General features: G+C 70.7%; 23 protein-coding genes and 1 tRNA gene. 17 read left to right on the top strand and 7 right to left on the bottom strand.

Features of this window, described 5'->3' with window-relative positions:
• Positions 1 to 10 precede the first annotated feature (10 nt).
• Entirely contained in the window at positions 11 to 583 is a 573-nt protein-coding gene (locus ACZ4S3_RS16600; protein ID WP_467933605.1) for a GNAT family N-acetyltransferase, read from the top strand.
• Here the strand turns inward: ACZ4S3_RS16600 and ACZ4S3_RS16605 are convergent.
• A complete protein-coding gene (locus ACZ4S3_RS16605) occupies positions 578 to 1,333 on the bottom strand; it encodes a helix-turn-helix transcriptional regulator (protein ID WP_467933610.1) in 756 nt (251 codons plus the stop codon). The genes ACZ4S3_RS16600 and ACZ4S3_RS16605 overlap by 6 nt on opposite strands.
• Before the next feature lie 120 nt (positions 1,334 to 1,453).
• Positions 1,454 to 2,572, bottom strand: coding sequence for a class I SAM-dependent methyltransferase (locus ACZ4S3_RS16610; RefSeq protein ID WP_467933614.1), 1,119 nt, complete (start codon positions 2,570 to 2,572; stop codon positions 1,454 to 1,456).
• 143 nt (positions 2,573 to 2,715) lie between these two features.
• Between ACZ4S3_RS16610 and ACZ4S3_RS16615 the strand changes: the two genes are divergently transcribed.
• The gene (locus ACZ4S3_RS16615) at positions 2,716 to 2,907 is read left to right on the top strand and encodes a DUF1059 domain-containing protein (protein ID WP_467933618.1); all 192 of its coding nucleotides are present in this window, start codon (positions 2,716 to 2,718) and stop codon (positions 2,905 to 2,907) included.
• An 81-nt stretch (positions 2,908 to 2,988) separates the two neighbouring features.
• Here ACZ4S3_RS16615 and ACZ4S3_RS16620 read toward each other — a convergent pair whose 3' ends face one another.
• Positions 2,989 to 3,210: a hypothetical protein gene (locus ACZ4S3_RS16620; protein ID WP_467933622.1), complete on the bottom strand. Its 222-nt coding sequence runs from the start codon at positions 3,208 to 3,210 to the stop codon at positions 2,989 to 2,991.
• Positions 3,211 to 3,339: 129 nt separating this feature from the next.
• Here ACZ4S3_RS16620 and argC point away from each other — a divergent pair, with 129 nt between their 5' ends.
• From argC to pstS, 6 genes are all read left to right on the top strand, one after another.
• Positions 3,340 to 4,368, top strand: coding sequence for an N-acetyl-gamma-glutamyl-phosphate reductase (gene argC / locus ACZ4S3_RS16625; RefSeq protein ID WP_467933626.1), 1,029 nt, complete (start codon positions 3,340 to 3,342; stop codon positions 4,366 to 4,368).
• Positions 4,365 to 5,519: a bifunctional glutamate N-acetyltransferase/amino-acid acetyltransferase ArgJ gene (argJ, locus tag ACZ4S3_RS16630; RefSeq protein ID WP_467933630.1), complete on the top strand. Its 1,155-nt coding sequence runs from the start codon at positions 4,365 to 4,367 to the stop codon at positions 5,517 to 5,519. The genes argC and argJ overlap by 4 nt, the downstream gene beginning before the upstream one ends.
• Before the next feature lie 73 nt (positions 5,520 to 5,592).
• Entirely contained in the window at positions 5,593 to 6,522 is a 930-nt protein-coding gene (gene argB / locus ACZ4S3_RS16635) for an acetylglutamate kinase (protein WP_467933634.1), read from the top strand.
• 73 nt (positions 6,523 to 6,595) lie between these two features.
• Positions 6,596 to 7,831, top strand: coding sequence for an acetylornithine transaminase (locus tag ACZ4S3_RS16640; protein WP_467933638.1), 1,236 nt, complete (start codon positions 6,596 to 6,598; stop codon positions 7,829 to 7,831).
• Positions 7,832 to 7,839: 8 nt separating this feature from the next.
• A complete protein-coding gene (locus ACZ4S3_RS16645) occupies positions 7,840 to 8,382 on the top strand; it encodes an arginine repressor (RefSeq protein ID WP_467933642.1) in 543 nt (180 codons plus the stop codon).
• Positions 8,383 to 8,719: 337 nt separating this feature from the next.
• Entirely contained in the window at positions 8,720 to 9,868 is a 1,149-nt protein-coding gene (pstS, locus tag ACZ4S3_RS16650) for a phosphate ABC transporter substrate-binding protein PstS (protein WP_467933644.1), read from the top strand.
• A gap of 136 nt (positions 9,869 to 10,004) precedes the next feature.
• On the opposite strand, the gene ACZ4S3_RS16655 is transcribed toward pstS, so the two are convergent.
• A tRNA-Pro gene (locus ACZ4S3_RS16655) sits at positions 10,005 to 10,078 on the bottom strand.
• 152 nt (positions 10,079 to 10,230) lie between these two features.
• Here ACZ4S3_RS16655 and ACZ4S3_RS16660 point away from each other — a divergent pair.
• The 7 genes from ACZ4S3_RS16660 to ACZ4S3_RS16690 all read left to right on the top strand — a co-directional run bounded on the left by ACZ4S3_RS16660 (position 10,231) and on the right by ACZ4S3_RS16690 (position 18,803).
• Positions 10,231 to 10,599, top strand: coding sequence for a DUF488 domain-containing protein (locus tag ACZ4S3_RS16660; RefSeq protein WP_467933648.1), 369 nt, complete (start codon positions 10,231 to 10,233; stop codon positions 10,597 to 10,599).
• Between the two features lie 117 nt (positions 10,600 to 10,716).
• Positions 10,717 to 11,910, top strand: a complete 1,194-nt coding sequence (locus ACZ4S3_RS16665) for an argininosuccinate synthase (protein ID WP_467933652.1) — start codon at positions 10,717 to 10,719, stop codon at positions 11,908 to 11,910.
• Positions 11,911 to 12,033: 123 nt separating this feature from the next.
• Positions 12,034 to 13,464, top strand: coding sequence for an argininosuccinate lyase (gene argH / locus ACZ4S3_RS16670; RefSeq protein ID WP_467933655.1), 1,431 nt, complete (start codon positions 12,034 to 12,036; stop codon positions 13,462 to 13,464).
• A gap of 144 nt (positions 13,465 to 13,608) precedes the next feature.
• On the top strand, positions 13,609 to 14,160 hold the full coding sequence (locus tag ACZ4S3_RS16675; RefSeq protein ID WP_467933658.1) for a TetR/AcrR family transcriptional regulator: 552 nt from the start codon (positions 13,609 to 13,611) through the stop codon (positions 14,158 to 14,160).
• Positions 14,157 to 15,821: an MFS transporter gene (locus tag ACZ4S3_RS16680; RefSeq protein ID WP_467933662.1), complete on the top strand. Its 1,665-nt coding sequence runs from the start codon at positions 14,157 to 14,159 to the stop codon at positions 15,819 to 15,821. The genes ACZ4S3_RS16675 and ACZ4S3_RS16680 overlap by 4 nt, the downstream gene beginning before the upstream one ends.
• A gap of 172 nt (positions 15,822 to 15,993) precedes the next feature.
• Entirely contained in the window at positions 15,994 to 16,311 is a 318-nt protein-coding gene (locus tag ACZ4S3_RS16685; protein ID WP_467933666.1) for a hypothetical protein, read from the top strand.
• Between the two features lie 521 nt (positions 16,312 to 16,832).
• Positions 16,833 to 18,803, top strand: coding sequence for a bifunctional metallophosphatase/5'-nucleotidase (locus ACZ4S3_RS16690; RefSeq protein ID WP_467933669.1), 1,971 nt, complete (start codon positions 16,833 to 16,835; stop codon positions 18,801 to 18,803).
• Between the two features lie 90 nt (positions 18,804 to 18,893).
• Here the strand turns inward: ACZ4S3_RS16690 and ACZ4S3_RS16695 are convergent, their stop codons facing one another.
• Positions 18,894 to 19,562 carry a lysophospholipid acyltransferase family protein gene (locus ACZ4S3_RS16695; protein ID WP_467934231.1) on the bottom strand — a complete coding sequence of 223 codons (669 nt, stop codon included), beginning with the start codon at positions 19,560 to 19,562 and terminating at the stop codon, positions 18,894 to 18,896.
• A 741-nt stretch (positions 19,563 to 20,303) separates the two neighbouring features.
• Between ACZ4S3_RS16695 and ACZ4S3_RS16700 the strand changes: the two genes are divergently transcribed.
• Positions 20,304 to 21,449, top strand: a complete 1,146-nt coding sequence (locus tag ACZ4S3_RS16700) for a glycerophosphodiester phosphodiesterase (protein WP_467933671.1) — start codon at positions 20,304 to 20,306, stop codon at positions 21,447 to 21,449.
• Between the two features lie 201 nt (positions 21,450 to 21,650).
• A complete protein-coding gene (locus ACZ4S3_RS16705) occupies positions 21,651 to 22,184 on the top strand; it encodes a GNAT family N-acetyltransferase (protein WP_467933675.1) in 534 nt (177 codons plus the stop codon).
• Positions 22,185 to 22,236: 52 nt separating this feature from the next.
• Here the strand turns inward: ACZ4S3_RS16705 and ACZ4S3_RS16710 are convergent, their stop codons facing one another.
• Complete coding sequence (locus tag ACZ4S3_RS16710) at positions 22,237 to 22,683, bottom strand: hypothetical protein (RefSeq protein ID WP_467933679.1); 447 nt, start codon at positions 22,681 to 22,683, stop codon at positions 22,237 to 22,239.
• A complete protein-coding gene (locus ACZ4S3_RS16715; protein WP_467933682.1) occupies positions 22,676 to 23,044 on the bottom strand; it encodes a hypothetical protein in 369 nt (122 codons plus the stop codon). Before ACZ4S3_RS16715 ends, ACZ4S3_RS16710 begins: the two co-directional genes overlap by 8 nt.
• Positions 23,045 to 23,109: the final 65 nt, after the last annotated feature.

The raw sequence follows: 23,109 nt of genomic DNA on the forward strand, positions 1-23,109 counted from the left end.
CCTGACCCCCATGCCGCAGCTCATAGCCCCCGACGTCCGTGTGCAGGCCTCCTACCTGGCCGCCATGGAGGAACACCGCGCTGCCGGGGGCGGCGGGCCGGACGACGAATCCACCTCCGGGGTGGCGCTGCGCGCGTACGGCGCGGCCTGGCACGACCCGGCGGTCTTCGCGGAGTACGTCGAGCGGCTGCGGCTGACCCATGGCCCGCGGAGTCTGCTGCAGTACGACGTGGAGTGCACCACGCTCTGGTACGTGGACGGCGACCACTATCTCGGCCGCCTCGGCATCCGGCACCGGCTCACACCGCCCTGGCGGGAACACGGCGGGCACATCGGCTATGACGTCCGCCCCGGCGCCCGGCGGCAAGGCCATGCCACGGCCATGCTGCGCGCCGCGCTCCCGCTCGCCGCCGGGCTCGGCGTCGACCCGGCGCTGGTCACCTGCGACGCGGTCAATGTCGCCTCCCGCAAGGTGATCGAGGCCTGCGGCGGCGCCCTGGAGGACGAACGGGACGGGCTCCTTCGCTACTGGGTGCCCACGCGGTCGCGCCGGCCCGCCGCGGGCGGCCCGGCACCGCTATGACGCCAGCTGTGCCGGATCCCCCCTGGCCAGCCATGCGTTCGCCGCCGCCACGCGGCCGCCGACGCGGAGCTTGGCGTAGGCGTGCTCCAGGTGTTTGTCGACCGTGCGGGGGCTGATCGCCAGCCGGCGGGCGATCTGCTGGTTGGTCAGGCCGTGCGCGAGCAGGGCGAGGACGGCGGCCTCGCGCTGGGTGACCTGGCCGAGGGGGGCGGGCGCGGGGGCCGGCGGGGCGAGGCGGCCCAGGACGTGGGCCAGGCGGGTGCGCAGCACGGCGGCGGCGGACACGTCGTTGTCGGTGAAGTCGCTGCCGCTGCGGTTGACGGCCAGGCAGATGCTGCGGGGTGCGCCGTTGACGTGGCCGCCGGGGAACGCCATGGCGAGCTGACGCTCGGCGCCGACGGAACGGTAGAGGTCGCTGTAGGCGGCCAGGGAGTGGTAGGCGCGGTCGGTCTGGAGGTCCGAGCGGCGCAGGGGGGCGCCGGTGCCGAAGGTGGTGTGGGCGACGAGCGGGTCGGCCGGCGCGTCGCGGGCGAACGCCTCCCACCCGTCCGGGGAGATCAGGTCCCCGGGCAGGGTCAGCGGCCGGTGCGTCGGGTCGGGGCGAGGGGTCCACACGATGCTGTCGCCGGGGACCGCGCCGAGCAGCAGGGGAAGCAGAGCCGGAACAAGGGTTTCCTCGTCGACGGCTTCGATCAGGAGGTCCACGACGGCGAAGATGCGTCGCAGGCCGGCCTCCGCGGCCGGGGTCATATGTCCAGCGTGACCAGCGGGGCAAGGTCCGTCAAGATACCGGCCGGTTCCGCAACGGGGCCCGGCGGGGATTGCCTCCCGGCCGGCCGGGGGAAGACCGGCCGGGGGCGTCGGCCGCTGTTAGCGGCCGACGGCATAGACGCGGTTGACCGGACTCTGCGCCGCGAGTCTCCAGTGGCGCAGCCCGGCATCGGCGGCGATGGTCCGCATCGCCTCCTCTCCCGCGTGGTTTCCCAGTGCCTGCGGACCGTGCTGGGCCAGCGCGGACGGCAGGCATACGGCGACCGAAGCGGCGGTCAGCGCCCGGCCGACGGGGGTGATGTTCTCCTGGGGGTCGGCCGAGCCGTTCGGCTCCACGATCATGCAGACGCCGTCGTCGGCCAGTGCCTGTTCGGCGCGGCGGAGCGCGCCGCCCGGATCGCCGGTGTCGTGCAGACAGTCGAAGAACGTGATCAGGTCGAAATGCTTGCCCGGGAAGTCCTGGGCGGTCGCGACGTCGAAGCGCACCCGGTCCGCCAGCCCCCGCTCGGCCACGATGTCGCGGGCCGCCTGGACGGAGGGGCGGTGGAAGTCGAAGCCGTGAAAGCGGGACGCGGGAAAGGCCTGGGCCATCAGCATCGTCGAGTAGCCGTAGCCGCACCCGACGTCCGCGACCTGCGCGCCGCGCTCGAGCTTGTCCACCACACCGTCCAGCGCGGCCAGCCACTCGGGAACCAGCGCGGCCGTATAGCCGGGCCGGAAGAATTTCGCGGTGCCCGCGAACAGCGCCGGTCCGTGCTCCGCCCATCCCACGCCCTTGCCGGTGCGGAAGGCGTCCATGAGGGTGTCCTCGGTGGCGTAGAGGGCCTGCAGCATGGTGAAGAAGCCGGCTGCGTAGTGCGGCGACTGTGGGTCCGCCAGTACGGCGGAGTGCTCGTCGGGCAGCTCGTAGGTGTTGGTCTCGGGCCAGTGGGTCACGTACTCGCCGGCGACCTGGGCGGCCAGCCATTCGCGCACATAGCGTTCGACCAGCCCGGTACGGGTGGCGAGCTGGGTGGAGGTGAGCGGTCCGGCGCCGGCCATCGCCGTGTACAGGCCGAGCCGGTCGCCGAGGGAGGTGCACAGGCCGGCCATCGCGGCTCCGCCGTCGGTGATCACCCGCTCCAGGAATTCCGTCACCCGGTCCGCGTCCCCGTGGCCCTCGTCCACGCGGTCCGTGCCCATGACGGTACCGGGGGTGACATCGGCGGAAGTCGCCATGCCCTCACCTCCTCATACGCCCCTACTCCACCAGGGGCGCGGGTCCCCGCGCCATACGGGATTCCCCGTATGAGGCGGGCGGACCTCCGGGCTGACATGCGCGATATCCCGGGCTGACACTGGAGGGGAGGAGGAGGTGCGTCATGCGGAAGATGGTCGACTGCCGGGATTACCCCAGCGAGATGAACTGCACCCTCGTCATCGCCGGCGAGGAGGAGGAAGTGGTCCGCGCCGCCGGCGAGCACGCCGTATCCGTCCACGGTCACACGGACAGCCCGGAGCTGCGGGAGCAGATCCGGTCGTCACTCAAGGACGAAGTGCCGCAGCACGCCTGAGCCGCGGGCGAGCAGGCAGATCGCCCATGGCGGAGTGGCGGGGCGGCGGGGCGGCGGGGTGAACGTGACGGGCTGAACGGCTCAGAGGCTGGTCAGTTTGCCGTACGGGCTCATGATCCGGTGCTGCACCGACCCGAAGTCGACGAGCACCGCGACCCCTTCCTCGATGCCGGTGACCCGGCCGAGGCCGTACACGTCATGGGATACCCGGCCTCCTACCGTGAACTGCTTAGCAGGGGGCGCGACCGGAGCCTTGAAGGGGCTGGTCGGCAGATGGCGTTTGGGGGCTGCTGACTTTGTCATTGTCGCCAGTATGCGCCTGTCGGACGCACTTGTGCGCCCCCTCGGCTCGCGAACCTCGGCATCACGACCCCAAGTCATTGCATAAAACTGCCATCATCCGTATAGTCATGCCACCAAGGAGGAGGGTTCATGACGGTACGAGCAGCAGTGGCCGGAGCGAGCGGGTACGCGGGGGGTGAAGTGCTGCGCCTGCTTCTGGCGCACCCCGAGGTCGAGATCGGCGCGGTGACCGGGCACTCCAACGCGGGCCAGCGCCTGGGTTCCCTGCAGCCGCATCTGCTCCCGCTGGCGGACCGGGAGGTCCAGGCCACCTCCGCCGAGGTGCTGAGCGGGCACGACGTCGTCTTTCTCGCGCTGCCGCACGGCCAGTCGGCGGCGGTCGCCGAGCAGCTCGGGCCCGACGTGCTCATCGTCGACTGCGGCGCCGACTTCCGGCTGACGGACGCCGCGGACTGGGAGACGTTCTACGGCTCGGCCCATGCGGGCACCTGGCCGTACGGCCTCCCGGAGCTGCCCGGGGCCCGCGCCGCGCTGCAGGGGTCCAAGCGCATCGCGGTGCCGGGCTGCTACCCCACCGCCGTCTCGCTAGCCCTCTTCCCGGCCTACCAGGCCGGCGTCGCCGAGCCCGAGGCCGTCATCGTCGCGGCCTCCGGCACCTCCGGCGCGGGCAAGGCGCCCAAGCCGCATCTGCTGGGCTCCGAGGTCATGGGCTCGATGAGCCCGTACGGCGTCGGCGGCGGCCACCGCCACACCCCCGAGATGATCCAGAACCTGAGCGCGGTGGCGGGCGAGCGCATCGGCGTCTCCTTCACCCCGACCCTCGCGCCGATGCCCCGCGGCATCCTCGCCACCTGCACGGCCAAGGCCAAGCCGGGCGTGGACGCCGCCGCCGTACGGGCCGCGTACGACAAGGCGCTCGCCGACGAGCCGTTCGTCCGGCTGCTGCCCGAGGGCCAGTGGCCGTCGACCGCCGCCGTCTACGGCTCCAACGCCGCGCACCTCCAGGTGACCCTGGATGCCGCGGCAGGCCGGATCATCGCGATCTGCGCCATCGACAACCTCACCAAGGGGACCGCGGGCGGCGCGGTACAGAGCATGAACATCGCCCTCGGACTGCCCGAGGAGCTGGGACTTTCCACGATCGGAGTCGCACCGTGAGCATCACGGCAGCACAGGGATTCACGGCGGCGGGCATCGCCGCCGGAATCAAGGAGAACGGCAACCCGGATCTCGCCCTCGTGGTGAACACCGGGCCGCGCCTGGCCGCCGCCGGTGTCTTCACCTCCAACCGCGTCAAGGCCGCGCCGGTGGTCTGGTCCGAGCAGGTCCTCAAGGGCGGCCGGGTCTCCGCCGTCATCCTCAACTCCGGTGGCGCCAACGCCTGTACGGGCCCGCTGGGCTTCCAGGACACCCACGCCACCGCCGAGAAGGTCGCCGAGGTCCTCGAGGGCCACAACGCCGGCGAGGTGGCGGTCGCCTCCACCGGGCTGATCGGCCTGCGGCTCCCGATGGACAAGCTGCTGCCCGGGGTCGAGCGGGCGGCGGCCGAACTGACCGAGCACGGCGGTGAGAAGGCCGCCATCGCCATCAAGACCACCGACAGCGTGCACAAGACCTCTCAGGTCACCGTCGGTGGCTGGACCGTCGGCGGGATGGCCAAGGGCGCCGGCATGCTCGCCCCGGGCCTGGCCACCATGCTCGTCGTGCTGACCACCGACGCCGACGTGCCGGCCGCCGAGCTGGACACGGCGCTGCGCGCCGCCACCCGTACCACCTTCGACCGGGTCGACTCCGACGGCTGCATGTCCACCAACGACACCGTGCTGCTGCTGGCCTCCGGCGCGTCCGGCGTCGTACCGGAGACGGACGCCTTCGCCGAGGCGGTCCGCACGGTCTGCGCCGACCTCGCCCGCCAGCTCATCGGCGACGCCGAGGGCGCCAGCAAGGACATTCGCATCGAGGTGATCAACGCCGCGAGCGAGGACGACGCCGTCGAGGTGGGCCGCTCCATCGCCCGGAACAACCTCCTCAAGTGCGCCATCCACGGCGAGGACCCCAACTGGGGCCGGGTGCTCTCCGCCATCGGCACCACCTCCGCCGCCTTCGAGCCCGACCAGCTCAACGTCGCCATCAACGACGTCTGGGTCTGCAAGAACGGCTCGGTGGGCGAGGACCGCGACCTGGTCGACATGCGCTACCGGGAGGTACGGATCACCGCCGACCTCTCAGCCGGCAGCGAGTCCGCGGTCATCTGGGCCAACGACCTCACAGCCGACTACGTCCACGAGAACAGCGCGTACTCGTCATGAGCGAGCGAAGCGAGAAAATCATGGAGAGGTGCGTGCTGTGCTCACAGCCCGCCTCGCGAAGCGAGGTTGGCGCATGAGTACCCGTAAGCACACCGCGCTCCCCAAGGCCCGCACCCTCATCGAGGCGCTGCCCTGGCTGACCCGGCACCACGGCAAGACCGTCGTCATCAAGTTCGGCGGCAACGCCATGATCGACGAGGAGCTCAAGCGCGCCTTCGCCCAGGACGTGGTCTTCCTGCGGCACGCGGGCCTGCGCCCGATCGTCGTCCACGGCGGCGGCCCGCAGATCAGCGCCCAGCTGGACCTGCTCGGCCTGGAGTCGGAGTTCAAGGGCGGTCTGCGGGTCACCACGCCCGAGGCGATGAACGTCGTACGGATGGTGCTGGCCGGCCAGGTGCAGCGCGAGCTGGTCGGACTGCTCAACGAGCACGGTCCGCTGGCCGTCGGCATGACCGGCGAGGACGCCCACCTCATGACCGCGACCAAGCACTACGCCGACATCGACGGCGAGCGGGTGGACATCGGCCGGGTCGGCGAGATCACCGCCATCGACCCCGGCGCGGTCCAGGCGCTGCTGGACGACGGCCGGATCCCGGTCATCTCCTCCATCGCCCGCAGCAGTGACGCGGAGGACGCCGCGTCCGGGGCCTCGGGCGTCTTCAACGTCAACGCCGACACCGCCGCGGCCGCGCTGGCCGCCGCGCTGAACGCCGAGACGCTGATGGTCCTCACCGACGTCGAGGGCCTCTACGAGGACTGGCCGAACAGCGACGAGGTGATCTCCCGCCTGACCGCCACCCAGCTGGAGAAGCTGCTGCCCGACCTGGCCAGCGGCATGGTTCCCAAGATGCAGGGCTGTCTGCACGCCGTACGCAACGGCGTGCACACCGCCAGGGTCATCGACGGGCGGGTCCAGCACGCGATCCTGCTGGAGATCTTCACCGACGAAGGAATCGGCACGATGGTCGTGCCGGACACGAACACGATCGAGGGAGCGACATGAGCGAGCTCAGCGAGCTCATCATGGACAGGTGCGCGCCGAGCGAGTGCGAGGCCGAGCGAAGCGAGGTTTCGGCATGAGCCAGGCGGCGCAGACCGGGGGACCGGCGGACAACGCGGGCCTCACCCGGCGCTGGCAGGGCGCCATGATGGACAACTTCGGCACCCCGCGCATTCCGCTGGTACGCGGCGAGGGCGCCGTGGTGTGGGACGCCGACGGCAAGGAGTACCTCGACTTCCTCGGAGGCATCGCGGTCAACTCCCTGGGCCACGCCCACCCCGCCGTCGTCCGCGCGGTCTCCGACCAGGTCGCCACCCTCGGCCATGTCTCCAACTTCTTCGTCGCCGAGCCCACCGTGGCGCTGGCCGAGCGGCTGCTCGCGCTGGCCGGCCGCCCCGGCCGCGTCTACTTCTCCAACTCCGGCGCCGAGGCCAACGAAGCCGCCTTCAAGATCGGCCGGCTGACCGGACGCAGCCACATGGTCTCCACGGCCGGCGGCTTCCACGGCCGCACCATGGGCGCCCTCGCGCTGACCGGCCAGCCCGCCAAACAGGCCCCGTTCGCCCCGCTGCCCGGCGACGTCGACTACGTCCCGTACGGGGACGCCGAAGCGCTCCGCGCGGCCGTCACCACCGACACCGCCTTCGTCATCCTGGAGCCCGTCCAGGGCGAGAACGGCGTCGTCGTCCCGCCGCCCGGCTACCTCCAGGCCGCCCGCGAGATCACCGCCGCCACCGGCACCCTGCTCGTCCTCGACGAGATCCAGACCGGCATCGGCCGCACCGGCCACTGGCTGGAGTCCCAGGCACAAGGCGTCGATGCCGACATCATCACCCTCGCCAAGGGCCTGGGCGGCGGCCTGCCGATCGGCGCGACGCTGGCCTTCGGCCCGGCCGCCGACCTGCTCACACCCGGTGCGCACGGCTCCACGTTCAGCGGCAACCCGGTCGTGTGCGCCGGTGCCCTGGCCGTCCTGGACACCATCGAGGCGGACGGCCTCCTCGATCACGTCAAGCGCGTCGGCGAGCGGCTGCGGAACGGAATCGAGGCGCTGGACCACCCATTGGTCAGCCACGTCCGCGGTGCGGGGCTCCTCCTGGGTATCGTCTTGACCGAGTCCCTCGCGCCGCGGGCGCAGCAGGCGGCTCAGGACGCGGGTCTCCTGGTGAACGCGGTCGCGCCGGACGTCATCCGGCTCGCCCCGCCGCTGATCGTCTCGGACGAGCAGGCGGATACGTTCCTCCACAAGCTCCCCGCCGTCCTCAACACGGCCCGCCAAGGGGCCGACGGGGAACAACGATCCGGAGACTGACGACAACGATGACCGAGCCGCAGGACAACGAGTCGCACAACGGCGGCCAGGCCGTACCGCAGACCCGCACCGCCCGTCACCGCCGGATCGTGGACATCCTCAACCGGCAGCCGGTCCGCTCCCAGAGCCAGCTCGCCAAACTGCTCGCCGACGACGGCCTGTCCGTCACCCAGGCGACCCTCTCCCGCGATCTGGACGAACTGGGCGCGGTGAAGATCCGCAACACCGGCGGCGAGCTGATCTACGCGGTGCCCAGCGAGGGTGGCGACCGCAAGCCCCGGGCGCCGCTGGGCGAGTCGGCCAAGGAGGAGCGGATGCGCCGCCTCTCCGGCGAACTCCTCATCTCCGCCGAGGCCTCCGCCAACCTCGTTGTCCTGCGCACCCCGCCGGGCGCCGCCCAGTTCCTGGCCTCGGCCATCGACCAGGCGGAACTGCACGACATCCTCGGCACCATCGCCGGCGACGACACCCTGATGCTCATCAGCCGAGACCCGGCGGGCGGGCAGGCGCTGGCCGATCACCTGCTGCGGCTGGCGCAGAAGGCGCACTGAGGGCACGGCGGCGCATCGGCCTGCCGATCGCCGCCGCAGTGCGTCCCCCGGGGCGTCCACCGGCCGGTCGTAACGACCGGTGCCAAAGCCGCCGTGCGTGCCGTGGCCGACACTTCGGATGGCGCATCCGGTGCGCGGAAGTCCATGACGCACCAATTCACCCATAATGGCTGATAGTGCCTATATGCCTGCGTATAGTGACGGAGGGTGCGGTCGCGCCTGCGGTGTGCACACCCGTGTGAGACGCCGCCGCACGGACCCGCGCCGCGCGATCGCGCGGCGTCACCATCCTCTGCTGCGCCGGCCGGGCCCGGTCCGCGGGAAGGAGCACTGGAGAGTGAAGCTTCAGCGGAAGGCCGGGCCGCGGACCAGGGCGGCCGGGGTGGCGGTTGTCTGCGGTGCCCTGGCGCTGACGGCCTGCGGTTCGGGTGGTGACTCCAGTTCCTCCGGTCATTCGCCCGGTGCGGCCGCCACCAGGACCACCGCCGGTGCCGGCGGTATCGAGTGCGGCAAGGCGGCCACCGTGAAGGCCTCCGGCTCGACGGCGCAGCAGTACGCGATGAAGTACTGGATCAAGACCTACACGCAGGCCTGCCCCGACACCAAGATCAACTACGACGGTAACGGCTCCGGGGCCGGCCAGGACGAGTTCCTGCAGGGCAGGACGGCCTTCGCGGGTTCGGACTCACCCCTGACCGTCGACCAGATCGAGCGGTCCAAGAAGGTCTGCTCCGATGGCGGCCACGCCGTCCATCTGCCCGTGGTCGGCGGACCGATCGCGGTCGGCTTCCACCTTCCCGGGGTCGACAGGCTGGTCCTGGACGCCCCCACGCTCGCCAAGATCTTCGATGCGCGGATCACAAGGTGGAACGATCCGGCGATCGCCAAGCTCAACAAGGACGTCAAGCTCCCCCCGACGCAGATCCAGCCGGTCCACCGCGCCGACTCATCCGGCACGACGGACAACTTCACCGCCTACCTCGGTGCCGCCGCCCCCGGCGCGTGGCCGTATCCGCACAGCAAGGAGTGGAAGGCCAAGGGCGGCCGGTCCGTCGCGGGCTCCTCTGAGCTGGCCGCCCAGGTGAAGCGGACCGTGGGCGCGATCGGCTACTTCGAGCTGCCGTATGCGGTCGCCCGTATGATCCGCACGGTCTCGATCGCCACCGGCGCGCCCGCCCCGGTCGACGCCAATGTGATCGCCGCATCCCATGCGATCTCCGGCGCCGAGCCCGTCGATTCCGGCGGCGACCTCGTTCTCCGGCTCGACTACGCGACCAAGGCCGCGGGCGCCTACCCGATCGACGTGGTCACCTACGAGATCGTCTGCGAAAAGGGCAACAACCCGGCGACGTGGCCCGCCACCAGGGCCTTCCTGGCGTATGTCGCGAGTCGGAAGGGCCAGGAGAATCTGACCTTCCAGGGCTATGCGAGCCTGCCGGTCGAGGTCGTGGACAAGGTCCGCACCGAAATCGGCCGGCTGTCGTGATGCCCCGCACCGCGAGCGGACCGCGGGCCCGGTCCGCTCCCTGAGGCGCGCCCTACGGCGCTCCGAAAAGGATCAAGGGCCCCGCTTCACGTCCGTGAAGCGGAGCCCTGTCCTGGGCCGAGGCCCACATGCACCGTCGGGACGACAGGATTTGAACCTGCGACCCCTTGACCCCCAGTCAAGTGCGCTACCAAGCTGCGCCACGTCCCGGTGCTCGAACCGGCCGGAAGATTCCCGGCCGGGGCGTGCAGAAGAAAAATACCCTGTCCTGGGCCATGAATCCAAAGCGGGTCCCCCAAGGGGCGCTTCCCGGCCGCCCGGCCGGGGCCCTGCGGCAGCGATTCGGTGCGAATATGGGTGGTATGTCCGATGGTGACGGCGTGCGCGTGCGCCGGGTGTACGAGCCCCCGGACCCGGCCGACGGTGCGCGGGTGCTGGTGGACCGGCTGTGGCCGCGCGGGCTGTCCAAGGCCGATGCGCAGCTGACCGAGTGGTGCAAGGACGCGGCCCCCTCGTCGGAGCTGCGGCGCTGGTACGGCCATCAGGGTGAGCGCTTCGAGCCGTTCGCCGAGCGCTATCGGGCCGAGCTGGCGCAGGACGAGGCGCAGTCGGCGCTGGCGCGGCTGCGGGAGCTGGCGGCGGAGGGTCCGCTGACCCTGCTGACGGCGACGAAGGAGGTGCCGCTCAGTCATGTCGCGGTGCTGCTGGAGGTTCTCCGGGAGGGGCCCTGAGGCCGCGTGGCGCTCCATCGCACTGCCGCTGACCTGCATATTCACCGATGCATTGACGAAGCATACGGTGGAATGCATACTTATACCTATCAGCGTATGCACCGTAAGGAGAATCCCGTGACCGAGCGCGTCGTACTCGCCTACTCGGGCGGCCTGGACACCTCAGTCTGCATCGGCTGGATCGCCGAGGAGACGGGCGCCGAGGTCATTGCCGTTGCCGTGGACGTCGGCCAGGGCGGCGAGGATCTGGACGTCATCCGCAAGCGTGCCCTCGCCTGCGGTGCCGTCGAGGCCGAGGTCGCGGACGCCAAGGACGAGTTCGCCGATGAGTACTGCCTCCCGGCGATCAAGGCCAACGCCCTCTACATGGACCGCTACCCGCTGGTATCCGCCCTCTCCCGGCCGACCATCGTCAAGCACCTGGTCGCCGCCGCCAAGAAGCACGGGGCGACGACCGTGGCGCATGGCTGCACCGGCAAGGGCAACGACCAGGTCCGGTTCGAGGCCGGTATCTCCTCCCTCGCCCCCGACCTGAAGTGCATCGCCCCGGTCCGTGACTACGCCATGACCCGGGACAAGGCCATCGCCTTCTGCGAGGCCAACAACCTCCCGATCGCGACCACCAAGAAGTCGCCGTACTCCATCGACCAGAACGTCTTCGGGCGCGCCGTCGAGACCGGCTTCCTCGAGGACATCTGGAACGCCCCGATCGAGGACGTCTACGAGTACACCCAGAACCCGGCCACCCCGCGGGAGGCCGACGAGGTCATCATCACCTTCGAGCAGGGTGTCCCGGTCGCCATCGACGGCAAGAAGGTCACCGTCCTCCAGGCGATCCAGGAACTCAACCTGCGGGCCGGCGCCCAGGGCATCGGCCGGATCGACATGGTCGAGGACCGGCTGGTCGGCATCAAGTCCCGCGAGGTGTACGAGGCGCCCGGCGCCCTCGCGCTGATCACCGCGCACCAGGAGCTGGAGAACGTCACCGTCGAACGCGAACTGGCCCGCTACAAGCGGCAGGTCGAGCAGCGCTGGGGCGAGCTGGTCTACGACGGCCTGTGGTTCTCCCCGCTCAAGCGGGCCCTGGACGGCTTCATCAACGAGGCCAACCAGCACGTCAGCGGCGACATCCGGATGACCCTGCACGGCGGCCGCGCGGTGGTCACCGGCCGGAAGTCCGACGCCTCGCTCTACGACTTCAACCTGGCGACGTACGACACCGGCGACACCTTCGACCAGTCGCTGTCCAAGGGCTTCATCGAGCTGTTCGGAATGTCCAGCAAGATTGCCGCCAAGCGCGACCAGGCCTGAGCACGGCTCGTTACCCCTTCATACGACAGTCCCCCTCCCCGCCCTCGCGGCGAGGTGGGGAGCCCCCTGGCTCCCGAAGCCTCGGGGAAGCGGCACATCCGTAGCAGCCCTTGAGGAGCAGCAGTGAGCAGCAACAGCGGTGACGTCCGGCTCTGGGGCGGACGTTTCGCCGACGGACCAGCCGAGGCGCTGGCCCAGCTGTCGGCATCCGTCCACTTCGACTGGCGGCTCGCCCCGTACGACATCGCGGGCTCCCGCGCGCACGCCCGCGTGCTGCACAAGGCCGGGCTGCTGACGGCGGACGAGCTCGAGCGGATGCACGCCGGCCTCGACCAGCTTGAAGTGGACGTCGCCGACGGCTCGTTCACCGGCACCATCGCCGACGAGGACGTGCACACCGCCCTGGAGCGCGGGCTGCTGGAGCGGCTCGGCCCCGACCTCGGCGGCAAGCTGCGGGCCGGCCGGTCCCGTAACGACCAGGTCGCCACGCTCTTCCGGATGTATCTGCGCGACCATGCCCGGATCATCGGCGGGCTGATCGCCGATCTCCAGGAGGCGCTGATCGGCCTCGCCGAGGCCCACCCGGACGTCGCGATGCCGGGCCGCACCCACCTCCAGCACGCCCAGCCGGTGCTCTTCGCCCACCATGTGCTGGCGCACGTCCAGCCGCTGTCCCGGGATGCGGAGCGGCTGCGGCAGTGGGACGAGCGCAGCGCCGTATCGCCCTACGGCTCGGGCGCGCTGGCCGGCTCCTCGCTCGGCCTCGACCCGGAGGCGGTCGCCGCGGACCTCGGCTTCGAGCACGGCAGCGCGGGGAACTCCATCGACGGCACGGCCTCCCGTGACTTCGTCGCCGAATTCGCCTTCATCACGGCGATGATCGGGGTGAACCTCTCCCGGATCGCGGAGGAGATCATCATCTGGAACACGAAGGAGTTCTCCTTCGTGACCCTGCACGATGCCTTCTCCACCGGCTCGTCGATCATGCCGCAGAAGAAGAACCCGGACATCGCCGAGCTGGCGCGGGGCAAGTCGGGCCGTCTGATCGGCAATCTGACGGGCCTGATGGCGACCCTCAAGGCGCTCCCGCTCGCGTACAACCGCGACCTTCAGGAGGACAAGGAGCCGGTCTTCGACTCCTGCGACCAACTGGAGGTGCTGCTCCCGGCGTTCACCGGCATGATGGTCACGCTGACCGTCAACCGCGAGCGCATGGAGGAGCTGGCCCCGGCCGGGTTCTCGCTGGCCACCGACATCGCCGAATGGCTGGTCAAGCAGGGTGTGCCGTTCCGGGTGGCGCACGAGGTCGCGGGGGAGTGCGTCAAGGAGTGCGAGGCGCACGGCATCGAGCTGGACCAGCTCACCGACGACCAGTTCGCCAAGATCTCCCCGCATCTGACGCCCGAGGTCCGCAGCGTCCTCAACGTCCCCGGCGCGCTGGCCTCGCGCAGCGGCCGCGGCGGCACCGCCCCCTCCGCGGTGGCGGTACAGCTCGCCGAGGTGAAGTCCGACCTGGCGGCGCAGCAGGCCTGGGCCACGGCCAAGCGGAAGTAACGCACGGACGCGAGCGGCGGCCCCTGCCCGGGAAACGGGCGGGGGCCGCCGCCGTATGCCCGGACGCCCCGGGCTCCTTTGCGTGCGCGGGCCCACCGTCACAATGATGAGACAGTGATGTCTCATTCAGATACTCTGTGTCTCATGGCTGTGGATCGCGAACAGGTACTCACCCAAGCCGCCGCGCTGCTCACCCGCCGTGCGACGGCATCGATGGACGAGATCGCACGGGCCGCCGGCATCAGCCGGGCGACCCTGCACCGGCACTTCGCCGGACGGGACGCGCTGATCCGCGCCCTCGAACAGCTCGGCATCGAGCAGTTCACCCAGGCCATGGACGCCGCCCGGCTCGACGACGGCGCCGCCCGCGACGCGCTGCGCCGGCTGATCACCGAAGCCGAACAGGTCGCGGGCGTGCTGGCCTTTCTCTTCACCGAGAACCAGCTCTTCGAGGGCGAGGAGATCAACGCGGGCTGGGCCCGCCTGGACGCCCGTATCCACGCCCTCTTCCGCCGCGGCCAGGAACAGGGCGACTTCCGCATCGACCTCAGCGCCGCCTGGCTCACCGAAGCGTTCTACGGCCTGATCGGCGCGGGCGCCTGGGCCGTCCACGAAGGACGCGTCGCCCGCAACGACCTCAACCACTCGATCGCCGAGCTGCTGCTCGGCGGCATCCGACGGAGCATGGAGAAATGAGCGAGACCATAGCGTCACGACCGGCCGGTTCGGCCCATGTGGACGACCAGCCCCGCCCGGGTCGCTGGCTCGCGCTCGCCGTTCTCGTCCTCGCCGTCCTGCTGGTCGGCGTCGACGCCACGGTCCTCGGCCTGGCCACGCCCTTCCTCAGCGAGGACCTGCGCCCCTCCGGCACGCAGCTGCTGTGGATCGGTGACATCTACTCCTTCGTCATCGCCGGTCTGCTCGTCTCCATGGGCAGCCTCGGCGACCGCATCGGCCGCAAGAAGCTGCTGCTGATCGGCTCCCTCGCGTTCGGCGCGATGTCGGCGGTGTGCGCGTACGCCACCACCCCGGAGATGATGATCGCGGCCCGCGCGCTGCTGGGCGTGGCCGGTGCGACGCTGATGCCGTCCACCCTGGCGCTGATCCGCAACCTCTTCCACGACCCCAAGGAACGCAGCCTCGCCGTCGGCATCTGGGGCGCGATGGCCTCGGCCGGCACCGCCGTCGGCCCGGTCCTCGGCGGCTTTCTGCTGGGCCACTTCTGGTGGGGCTCGGTGTTCCTCATCAACCTGCCGGTGATGGCGCTGCTGGTGGTCATCGGCATCAAGGTGATCCCGGAATCGCGTAACCCGGATCCCGGCCCCTGGGACATTCCCAGCGTCGCACTGTCCCTGGTGGGCATCGTCGGCGCCGTCTACGCCATCAAGGAGGCCGCGGTACACGGCTACCGCTGGGACATCCTGGCCGCCGGCCTCATCGGCGCCCTCGCCCTGACCGTCTTCGTCCGCCGCCAGTACACCCTCGAATCGCCCCTGCTCAACATCAAGCTCTTCCACCACCGCGGCTTCTCCGGAGCGGTGCTGGCCGATCTGCTGACCATCCTCGGGCTGTCCGGACTGGTCTTCTTCCTCTCCCAGTTCCTGCAGATGGTGCAGGGGCGCTCACCACTGAACGCCGGACTCACCGAACTCCCCGCCGCGGTCGGCGCGGTGGGCGCCGGTCTGGCCGCCGGATATGTCGCCCGCAGGCTCTCCGTACGCATCGTGGTGGCCGGCGGCCTCGCGGTCGTCGGGCTCTCCCTCGTCGGCTCCACCACCCTGCACGCCGACACCGGCACCGCCTCGATCGGCCTCATCCTCTTCGTCGTCGGCGTCGGCGCGGGATTCTCCTTCACCGTCACCGCCGATGTGATCCTCTCCAACGTCCCCAAGGAAGAGGCGGGCGCCGCCTCCGCGGTCTCCGAGACGGCGTACGAACTCGGCTCGGCGCTCGGCATCGCGCTGCTCGGCTCCATCGTCACCGGCATCTACCGCGGCTTCCCGGCACCCGCAGGAATCCCCGCGGCCGCCGACCACGCCGCCCGCGAATCGCTCGGCGGCGCCATCGAGGCGGCCAAGGACCTCCCGGCCGACCAGGGCACGGCCCTGTTGAAAGCCGCTCAGCAGTCCTTCGTCAACGGCCTGGACATCGCCGTCGGGGTGAGCGCCGTCGTACTGCTGGGCGCCGCCGTCGCCGCATGGTTCCTGCTCCAAGGCCAGGAGCTGGGCACCAGCCCGCTGACACCCGAGGCGGAAGGGGACGCTCGCCCGGACCCCGAGCCGGAGCCGACGCCGGGGCCCGCGGCGGGGCCGGGATCCGGGGCGGGGCCGGGATCCGCGGCGGGCGGCGGCGCCTGACCGTACCCGCAATCGGGCCCCTGAGGTCGCCCGCCGGGCGCGTCACCACAGGCTCGTCCCGGCCGGCGGCGAGCGGCCGGACCTCGCAGCGGAGCGGGGCCGGCCGGGAAGTCCCGACGGGCGTATCCACTCGATCGGCCCGTCCGACGCGGTCCACGGCTACGCCGACAAGGTGAGCGTCCTGCCGGGCGAGGAATTCGGGTTGAAGGTCTCGACCACCGCACCCGGATTCCGCATATCGGCCTACCGCATCGGCCGGTACGGCGGAGCCCGGGCCCGGCTGGTGCGGCGTTCGGACCGGGTGGCGGCACAGCGCCGGCACCGCCCGCGACCGCTGCCCAGCACCCGCTGCGTACGGTCGGACCGGGTGACCCGCACCACCGAGAACCCGCTCCGCGCCTTCGCCGCGCCACCCGGCGCCACGTCGCGGCCCGCGCCCACATCGCGGCCCGCGCCGAGGAACAACCTCCCCCGCCCGTACGGGACTTGACCGGCCCCCGGTGCCGAGGCGCCGGCGGACCGGCTCGGCAGCCCCTCGCCAATGGCGTAAGAGGGCCCGAGGCGCCCAGGATTCACCGCTCCGTATGAATGCCATGAGACCGCTTCACCCGCCTCACGAGGCCCGGCTTTCTCCCCGCGCAGCTCCCCGCGCAACTCCCCGCGCCGAGACACCCGGAATCTCACCCTCCTGGCGAGGCGCCACCCTCTCCCCGGTACGAAGAACTCTGGCCGCCGGCCGGATCCCACGACCCGTCAAAAGAGGTACGCAACGCCGCCGGTCCGCCCCTGCGAGCCCGTCGCGGGAGACATCCGGGTTATGACGGGCAGCCGACGGGCGTGTCCTGTGGAGCGCCGCGCCACGCACCCGACATGATCCACAAGACACGCCCCGGGGGCGACTGTCCCCGTCCGTTCACGCCCGGTACGCGTCCTGGTGACCGGACGTCCCGCACGACTGGCTTGACTCTCCCGTCGTCCCCCTACGGTCGGCCCGCTCAGGAGAGTGACGCAGTGCGCGACATCGGACGACGGTTCTTCTTCACCGCGGCGGGGGCCATGGCCACCGCGAGTGCCATCGGCAGCAACGCCTACGCCACCGGACACGCCCGCGACGCGGGCACCGCCGACGAATACGTCGACGTACAGCTGCTCAATATCACCGACCTGCACGGCTATCTGCAGGGCGCCCCCGGCGGAAATTCCGTCATCACCGGGGCGGGCGGCCAGGCGTACACCGTGGGTGGCGTCCCCTATATGGCGGCCCATTTGGAAAGGCTGCGGGACGGCCGCCGTAACTCCCTCTTCTTCGCACCCGGCGACCTCTTCTCCGGCTGGGAGTTCGACGCCTCTTCCTTCGCCGACGAATCCACCATCGAGGCCCTCAACGCCATGGGCCTGGACTTCGCCTCGGCCGGCAACCACGAATTCGACAAATCGGCGGCCTTTCTCACCTCCCACATGGAAAAGGGCGCCACCTACCCCGTCATCGGCCGTGACGACTCCTTCAACGACTCCACCGGCCGGCGCTTCCAGGGCGCGCACTTCCCGTACTACAGCGCCAACATGGTGTGGAACGAGAGCGGCGAGACGGTCCTCGCGCCCTACAACATCGCGTACGTGGACTCCGGCCGCGGCCGCAAGCTGCCGATCGGCTTCATCCACCTCACCGCCCTGGGCACCGAATCCTTCCCCGGCTCCTACCAGCCGGGGCTGCGCACCCTGGACGAGCTGGACACCGCCAACCGCTGCGCCGCCGAACTCAAGTCCCGCGGAGTCAACGCGATCGTGCTCAGCATGCACGACGGCGCGGTCGCCGGCAGCGACTTCTCCAGCGGCAGCAACCCCTCGGGCCCCGCCTACGAACTGGCGCTCCGCGTCTCCTCGGACATCGACGCCATCGTCACCGGTCACTGGCACTGCGCCTTCACCATGATGCTGCCCGACCCCAACGGCACCCCCCGCCCATTCGTCGAAGCGGGGTGTTACGGCCAGCTGATCAACGAGATCAATCTGCGCCTGGACCCGGTCACCGGCGAGGTGATCCGGTCGCTGACCACGGCCACCAACCACCCCAACACCCGGGACGTGGCCCCGCACCCCGAGCTGCGCTCGATCGCCGACTACTGGGCGGGCTACGGCACCCGGCGCGCCGCCACCCCGCTCGGCAAGCAGAGTGCCTCCTTCACCCGCCGGCGGAACGCCGCGGGCGAGAGCACCATGGGCGACCTCGTCGCCGACTGGGCGCTGTGGGCGGGCGGGCAGCCGCACGGCCCGATGGACGACGCCGCCGCCCACCCCAACGTCCCCGCCGAACTCGCCGTCATCGCGGTCGCCCCGCGCGTCGGCCAGGCCATCATCGCCGGCGACCTGGTCCGTGACGAGTCGTCGGACGGCACCATCACCCTGGGCCGGGCCTGGAACACCGTCGGCTTCGGCGACCCGATCATGACGGTTACGGTCACCGGCGCCCAGATCCACGACGCGCTGGAAGAACAGTGGGCGCCCACCGCCGGCGGCGAACTGGGCTTCGCCCCGCTGGCCGTCTCAGCCAACGTCCGCTACACCTTCGACGCCGCCGGCCCGGTCGGCCGGCGCGTCGACCCGGCCGATGTCTTCATCAGCAACACCGCACTCGACCCGGCCCGCAGCTACCGCCTCGCCGCCCCCTCGTACACCCTCATCAACCAGGACGGCTTCAGTGCCTTCTCGGGATTCACCGCGCCCGTCCGGCACACCCGCGACTTCGAGAGCTTTGTGGAGTTCGTCCGCACCCAGCAGCAACTGGCGCCCGCCCCGCTGAGCCGTGTGGCGGTCAAGAACGCGGACGTGCCGGGCGCCCGGATCGGCGGTGTCACCGAACGCCCCCAGCTGATGCAGTCCGACGGCAGCCGGATCCCGCGGCCCGAGGCGGCGCTGCGCACGGCGCTGACCGGCGGCCCCGAAGGCCAGCGCGCGCCCGGCGGCTTCCGGGTGCCCTGCTGACCGCGGCCGCCGACGTTCCCTGCAGCGCAACGGGCCCCATCCGAGGAGCGGATGGGGCCCGGCGTACGAGGGGCGGGGGACAGGGGCGGGTCAGGCGGCCCTGGCCTTGGTGGCGTACATGTCGACGTACTCCTGACCGGACAGCTCCATGACGTTGCTCATCACCTCGTCGGTGACGGCCCGCAGAACGTAGCGGTCGCGGTCCATGCCGTCGTAGCGGGAGAAGTTCAGCGCCTCACCGAAGCGCACCGTCACCGGGGCGATGTGCGGACGGCCCTTGCCGCCGGGCTGCACCTTGTCGGTGCCGACCATCGCGAACGGGACGACGGGCGCGCCGGTCATCAGGGTGAGCCGGGCGATGCCGGTACGGCCGCGGTAGAGACGGCCGTCGGGGGAGCGGGTGCCCTCGGGGTAGATGCCGAAGATGCTGCCCTCCTCCAGGATGCGACGGCCGGTCATCAGCGCCGCGACGCCGCCGTGTCCGCCGTCCCGGTCCACCGGGATCATGCCGGCGCTGGTGAAGAACCAGGCCATCAGCCGTCCCTTGAGGCCCTTGCCGGTGACGTACTCGTCCTTGCCGATGAAGTAGACGGGGCGCTTGACGACCAGGCTCAGGAACAGCGAGTCGATGAAGGTGACGTGGTTGCCGGCAAGGATCACCGGTCCGGTCTCCGGAATGCGCTCCATGCCCTCGACCTTCGGGCGGTAAAGGACACGCATGACGAATCCGAGAATCGCCTTCAGCACAATGCGGGACAACGGGTCCTCCGGGTCGTGGCTGGTCATCGTCGAGGCAACAGGGAACTCTGCAGCCCAGGACGATACTCGCGGGTCACCTGCGCTCGCACATCGGGTTCACGAGGTCGATACGGAGAGTTGACGTCCGGTTGATGTGTGTTACCGCCGTGTTCCCTCCGATGTTGTCCCGCGTCTCCCCGATGCCGCCCGTGCGTGCTTACGATCGGCGCGTGGGTTTGGCAGGTGCGGGACAGGAGTGGAGGCCCCCTGGGTTGCCCCAACAAGCCGCGTCACGCGGGCAATCCGCTGGGAGGGAAGGTGACGGGAAAACCCGGGACAACCCCGAAGAACCACTGCGGGGACCCGCAAGGGAATCGGGGGCGCCGGGCGGCAATCCCGTACGGGGAGCCCCTAGGGGGCCGGTTAGGGGGTCGGCGAAACGGAACCTCGGGGAACCCCGGACGATCCAGGGCAGGCAACCCCGAAGTGCCCGACCAGCCGGATGACCTGAATCAGCCGGAACGCAACCGAACGGCCAGGTACGTACCCGCACACCCCTGAATGTGCGCGAATACCCGGTAACCACCCGCAAACGTCCCGGAGTAGCTGGAACGGCTGGACGGTTCGGATCATCCGGACCACCCGGGCGGCCGCAACCGCATGGCCCGGTACGCACCAGGGCACCCGAACACCCACCACCCTCACCCCCGGATCACCCCGAACACCGAACCCCGAACACCTCACAAACCAAGGAGCGCGAGCATGCAGAAGTGGCAGCAGCCGGGACGGCGGATGGTGCTGGGGGCCGCGGCCCTCGGTGCGGGTGCGGCGGTGTTCGGCGGGGCCGGGCAGGCGAGCGCGCGGGAGGTGAGCGGGGGTGGGGCGGCCGCCCAGGAGCTGCCCGTGCCGCTGATCGTCGGGCACCGCGGCGCCAGTGGCTACCGCCCCGAGCACACCTTCGGGTCGTACCAACTCGCCCTCGACATGGGCGCGGACGTCATCGAGCAGGATCTCGTCCCCACCAAGGACGGCCACCTCGTCTGCCGTCACGAGAACGACATCACGGCCACCACCGACGTCTCCGCGCACCCCGAATTCGCCGACCGCAAGACCACCAAGACGGTCGACGGGGTCAAGCTCACCGGCTGGTTCACCGAGGACTTCACGCTCGCGGAGCTCAAGACGCTGCGCGCCAAGGAGCGCATCCCGGACACCCGGCAGCACAACACCCTCTACGACGGCCGGTGGGAGGTGCCGTCCTTCGAGGAGGTCCTGCAGTGGGCCGAGCGGGAGGGCCGCAAGCGGGGCCGCCGGGTCTGGCTGCATATCGAGACCAAGCACCCCACCTACTTCCGCAAACTGGGACTGGGGCTGGAGGAGCGGGTCGCCAAGGCGCTGCGCGCGCACGGCCGGCACGGCAAGAACTCCCCGAACTTCCTGCAGTCCTTCGAGCCGAGCAGCATCCAGCGCCTCGGCCGCCTCGTCGACTGCCCCAAGGTGGTGCTGCTCTCCACCCTCGACTCCCGGCCCTGGGACTTCGTCGAGGCCGGTGACCCGCGCAAGGTCGCCGATCTGGTCACGCCCGAGGGTCTGAAGTGGATAGCCGGTTTCGCCGAGGGCATCGGCCCGGACCTGACCGTCATCATCCCGCGGGACCAGGACGGCAAGCTCGGCACGCCCACCTCCGTCGTCAAGGACGCGCACGCGGCGGGGCTGGTCCTGCACCCGTACACGGTCCGCAACGAGAACAGCTTCCTGCCGGCCGACTTCCGGCGCGGGACCGATCCGAACGCGTACGGGGATGCGTTCGGCGTCTTCAAGGCCTATCTGGGGACCGGCATCGACGGACTGTTCTCCGACAATCCGGACACCGCGTTGCTCGCCGCCGCGGAGTTCCGTAAGCGCTGAGGTCCGCCGCCGCGGACCGGCCCCGTCCCCTCGGAGTCCCTGAAATCTCATCTGAGTTGGGAATGTCACAGAGGAGCTTGGGGCCGGTCCGTTCCCCATGTGCCGAATGTCCGCGCAGAATGCTCCAGGCGGAGATTGCCACTGCCAAATTCCGGGGAACCCGGAAGCACGCAGCGAACCGAAAAGGGGAGGCAGACCCGCATGGGCACGAGCGTGACCATCTCTGCGGCGACCGACCAGGACGCCGAGCAGATACTCAAACTCCAGTACCTCTGCTACCAGTCGGAGGCTGCCCTGTACGACGACTACGGCATCGAGCCGCTCACCCAGAGCCTGGACGCCCTGCGTGCCGAACTGGACGAGGGGTGCGTGGTGGTGGCCCGGCTCGGCGGGGAGGTCGTCGGGTCCGTACGCGGAACGGTCGACGCGGACGGCACCGCGAAGATAGCCAAGCTCATGGTGCACCCCCGGCTGCAGCGGCACGGCCTGGGCGGCCGGCTGCTCGACGCGGTCGAGGAACGGCTCGCGGCCGAGCGCTCCGCCAAGCGCTACCGCCTCTTCACCGGCCACCGCAGCGAGGGCAGTCTGCGGCTGTACCGCAGTCATGGTTACGTGCCGGTCGGCACCGAGCCGCTCAGCCGCAAGCTGCGCGAGGTCGCGCTGGAGAAGGAGCCGGCGGCGGCCGTGGCGGCGCCTCCCGGACGGAGTCCGGGGGAGTACGTGGCCGGGGCGTAGCCCACTGAACCGGTGCGTGGGCCCGCTGTGGGGGCGGGCCCACGCACTGACGTCATGCCACCGTCGTTCGGGACCGGCGCAGCCACATCAGGCCGGTGACGGGGAGGATGACGGGGATGAAGAGGTAGTCCATCCCGTAGTCCGACCACACGGTGGAGTCGGCGAAGGCGGACGGCTCGACCAGCGTCCAGGTGCCGATGCCCAGCACCCCGATCAGCTCCAGCGCGCAGGAGACGACCGCCGCCTTGCGGGCGCCTTCGCCGCCGCGGACCAGCGAGACGAGGATGAAGCCGTAGACGACCGCGGAGACCGCCGAGAGGCTGTACGCCAGCGGGGCCACGTGGAACTGGGCGATCAGCTGGTAGAGCGAGCGGGACGCGGCGGCGACGGTGAAGACGCCGTAGACGGTGACCAGGAGCCGGCCGGGGCCGGTGCCCAGGGAGCGCTTGGCCGGGGCCGCGCCGTCGTCCGTCGTCGCGGTTGCCGTGGTCTCAGGCACTGCCGCCTCCCCAGATGTCGAAAAGCCGTACTTCCAGTACCGCCAGCACGATGCCGCCCGCGGCGACGGTGGCCGAACCCCAGCGGGTGCGCTCCGAGAGCGACATGAACCCGGTCGCCGGGACGCAGGCGGCGGCCCCCAGCAGATAGGCCACAAAGATCGCGGTGCCCTGGTCGGGCGACTGGCCGCGCGCCAACTGCACACAGCCTATGACCAGTTGGGCGACGCCGAGCAGCGACACGATGGCCATGCCGATGAAGTGCCAGTCCTTGGTCGGCTGGTCACGGTAGGTGGCGAGGCCGCACCAGGCGGCCAGCGCGAGGGCGGTCACGGCGACCACGAGGGTCAGTGCGTCGATCACCGGTACCTCCGCGCGGCGCGGCGGTGCGCCGAGGGGTTGTGGGGCATGGAGCGATGCTAATCGGC

It is taken from the genome of Streptomyces sp. NPDC028368 (assembly GCF_055565615.1).